The organism is Candidatus Neomarinimicrobiota bacterium (assembly GCA_034716895.1).
Classification (GTDB): Bacteria; Fidelibacterota; UBA8477; order UBA8477; family JABMPR01; genus JABMPR01.
In genome coordinates this window covers 1-3,360 of sequence record JAYEKW010000099.1, presented here as the reverse complement: position 1 = coordinate 3,360, position 3,360 = coordinate 1, and the positions used below count along the sequence as shown (strand labels likewise).

Below are 3,360 nucleotides of genomic sequence, written 5' to 3'. Positions count from 1 at the left end.
TTAGTAACGTTCAAAAGTCTTCGCATGGTCAAAGAGATGACCGAATCACGGTTTCGTTTTCCATGTAAGGGTGTTAGCGCATAACCAGATATAACGTACTGATATATTTAACTAACTGCCTGGGCCATTGAAGTGAAACAACGGCATCAAAGAGAACATAGCCACTCAATGAAGGTCTTTAAAATATCACCATGCGAAGACTTTTGAACGTTACCAAACAATTATGAGTTTGCATGAGGATAAAAGATGAAACTTATTGGTAAAGATTTTGCCTTCAAGCCTTGGCATTTGGATTTCTTTTGCGTGGTTCTGATGTTTGGGCTGAATCCCATTATCCATTTTATAAACTGCAGCCCGATGATATTCTCCCCGGATACCATAGCATACGTAACAATGGGAAGAGATTTATTTTCTAAGGGGCTTTTCTATATTCCTTCGTGGGCTCATGTCAACAATGGACTCATATATCCGCCACTTTATCCCTTCTTCATAGCATGCGGAAATCTCTTTTTCGAGGAATCCCTCAAGGTGGCTGAATGGGTGAGCTGCCTCTCTGCATTGGCAGCTTCGATCCCTATATTTCTATACCTCAAGCAAACAACAAATCGAGTAGTTGCGGTACTTACCGTTTTCTTGATCCAGTTAAATCTTTACTATTTTTCCTTTGGAATGAGGCCTCTATCAGAGGCGACCTTCGTGCTTACCCTTAGTTGGACGATGTTCTTGACATTACTCCTTTTCAGGAATTCCATGAGTAACAGAAGAGGTCTCTCACTAATTGTTGGTCTGAGTTGTGCTCTGGTGTTTTTATCTCGGCAGATTGGGATTGTCATCTTCCTTTTCCTATTGGGTTTTATTCTTTTGAAGGGTCTGACTTCATACAGGATTGAACGGAGAGCCTTTTTCAAGAACACATTGTTCATGGCACTGGGGTGGCTTATCGTCATTGTTCCCTACACTCTGATCATTTATCACCAGACAGGGCACCACCCTCTACAGCAAAATTTCTCAACAGCAGGACACGAGGTAACCACCACCGACCCCGAAGTATTGGCAGAGATGCAGCGAATTGAAAGCATACCTGACAAGAGCTATGCTGCTATCTATGCAAAACGACGTCTTTTGCGAAAGCTCTTGCCTGATTCCTCCGAAATGCTTTATCGTGTCAATAGAAAAAATAAAGAAAAGGCCAAATACTTGAATTACTTTATTTCTACACTTGGGAACCCGAAGTATTTCTTTGGTAAAATCTACAATAACATCATGTACCTGAGAGACCCATTAGGCGGTTTTATTTTGGGCGCCTTCTTTTTTTTCTGTCTTTCACCGTTTTTCGTGAAATCCGAGAAGGTGAAATGGCTCAACAGGTTATTATTGCCCTTGTTCATTTTATTCTATCTGCTTGTAGTGTCTTGTTTCACGGATAAGATTTCGCGGTATTCCCATATCCTCTTCCCATTTGTATCAATGCATATCGCAGGTGAGTTATTCGTCTGTTTTCATGCGGTAACTATCAAGCTAAAAATAAGGTTGTCCTGCCTCGTCGTTGTTTTCGTGGTCTATGCGCTTTTCCTCTTTGCTACTCCTCAATCCTTTACCGGGTTGAAAATCTATCCTAAATCAGAAGGTACAGAAGAAGATTATAGTTTGAGGAAACAGATAGAGGGAGAGCCTGTTTTTAGCTTGAGCCCTCTCAGTTCATATCTATCCGGTGGGTCTTGTCGTTTATTACCGAACGATTCTCTCGAAAAAGTGGTCAAATATGGGAAGAAAACTGGAGTTCGTTGGCTCTTGGTATCCCGGACACAGAGCACTTTGAGTGAGATGCGGTTGTACACGAATGCCCAATGGTATTGGAAAGCCAACTTGGAACGTGACTACCCCAATCTGGTGAGATTTTGTTGCAAAACCGCCGATGGGAGCTATATCCTCTATGAGATTCTTTGATTGCTAAAGTCACTTTATCAAATGAGGAGGGTGCAGTTCTCGGTGCCTGGAATTCATAGTTCCTTTTGCTATGAGAGCCACGATAAAGGTTAGAACGTCGGCCAAAGTAGTGATTGCACGAAGAGAGATAGCCAACCCCACAGCAACACCACCTCCATAGATAGGAGTTAGCAATTTGAGGAGGATTGCTTCTCTTACACCTATGCCAGCAGGTGCCCCAGGAGCAAGGAATCCTGCCACCCAAGCAATAGCAAAAGAACCGGTTAATAAAATAATACGAGTCCCTTCTGCACCGAAAAGATACTGTGCTAAAATATCAGATGCAACTCCCATAAAAAGAAAACACAGCATATAAATAAACAGACAACTCAACAAGACGAGAAACGAAGGGAACTTAACAGCACCATGTCTGAGGATCTTTTGAAGAGGACCGGGGTGCCACTGGAACAGGATCCATCCCCCTGAGAGCGGAAAGAGAAAGGCTACACCTATGGTAACTGCAAGTTGGAATACGGTAGGGAGTTCTTGAGTATAACCGAATAGGTTTTGCCCCTCAAGGACAAGCCAGATTGTTGCCAAGATCGAGGCAGCAACAATGAGCCAGCTAGTCTCGATAACAATCGTGAAGGCCACTCGCGACAAAGCAAGCCCCCGACTGTTCGCCAATGCAATCCGTCCAGCGTGATGCGCCACATTTCCGGGAATATATTTTGCAAATTGAGATAGGGTAAATATCACAAGGCCTTCAGAGGCTGCTAATGTTTCGCCAGAAGCACGCAGCAAGATAATCCACGAATATCCCCCAATGAGAGTTACTATAGCGTTTAGGAATGTTGCTGCGGCAAAACTGACATAGCCATTCAGACCCCAATAAAGTGAAGGAAAAGTGGAAATCTGTTTGAGGGCGGAATTCAAGAAGTAGGTTAGTGCTATAAGGCCAATACATAGCCCAAACCAGCGATAGTAACTTTTCATCTTTTTTTGCATAGAACCAGAAGACCATTGCCCCAATCAGTGCCAGAGAAAATATCCTGCAGATAGCAAAAGAACCGCATTGCCTTGGTGCCCAACCAATGGGCTTGAACCGGATACAATTTTGTCTCTAAAGAGCGCTCGACCCCACTCTGCTTGCTGTAGGTGCTCTGATTATCATTGCTCTGCATCAATCTTTGTCGCTTTAACTGCTGAGCATGGTAGCGTGCGCGGAAAGGCTCGATAAGGTTGGCAAGAGGAAATCCATAGCACTCTGTATGTACTACGTGAAATCCAGCTTGTTCCAAAATCCACTCAAGTCCTGAACGTTCATACCGCCGGTAGTGGCCCGCCCATTGATCACTAGCGTTCCATCGTTTAGGATGTGCAGGGGCAGATATGAGAAGATGTCCAGCCGGTTTAAGCCACCCCCACCAGTCC

General features: G+C 44.0%; 2 protein-coding genes. One reads left to right on the top strand and one right to left on the bottom strand.

Translation table 11 applies throughout. From position 1 onward, the window contains the following. Window positions 1-246 precede the first annotated feature (246 nt). A complete protein-coding gene (locus U9Q77_06305) occupies window positions 247-1,947 on the top strand; it encodes a glycosyltransferase family 39 protein (protein ID MEA3286971.1) in 1,701 nt (566 codons plus the stop codon). A gap of 9 nt (window positions 1,948-1,956) precedes the next feature. On the opposite strand, the gene U9Q77_06300 is transcribed toward U9Q77_06305, so the two are convergent. After that, complete coding sequence (locus U9Q77_06300) at window positions 1,957-2,934, bottom strand: hypothetical protein (protein MEA3286970.1); 978 nt, start codon at window positions 2,932-2,934, stop codon at window positions 1,957-1,959. Window positions 2,935-3,360 lie beyond the last annotated feature (426 nt).